Source organism: Rhodoplanes roseus (assembly GCF_003258865.1).
Classification (GTDB): Bacteria; Pseudomonadota; Alphaproteobacteria; order Rhizobiales; family Xanthobacteraceae; genus Rhodoplanes; species Rhodoplanes roseus.
Genome location: NZ_NPEX01000921.1, coordinates 1 through 251, shown reverse-complemented (window position 1 = coordinate 251; position 251 = coordinate 1). Strand labels below are relative to the sequence as shown.

Here is a 251-nt window from a genome sequence, read left to right as displayed (position 1 = left end):
GCATGCTGTCGCGGCCGGCCGTCATCGAGGCGGTGGCTGCCGGCCTTGCCGCGCACGCCCAAGAGACCGTGGTGCTCGACCCGGTGATGGTCGCGGCCTCCGGCGATCCGCTGCTGGTGCCGGAAGCGGTCGGGACACTGATCTCCGTGCTGGTGCCGAAGGCGCTCTTGATCACCCCGAACCTCTTCGAGGCGGCGCGGATGCTGGCCGAGCCGGTGGCCTCGGACGCCGACGCCATGACCCGTCAGGCC

At 72.1% G+C, this 251-nt stretch carries 1 protein-coding gene; it reads left to right on the top strand.

The genetic code is table 11. The features are described from left to right. A partial coding sequence (locus CH341_RS33015; protein WP_210208749.1) for a bifunctional hydroxymethylpyrimidine kinase/phosphomethylpyrimidine kinase occupies nucleotides 1-251 on the top strand: 251 nt, incomplete at both ends.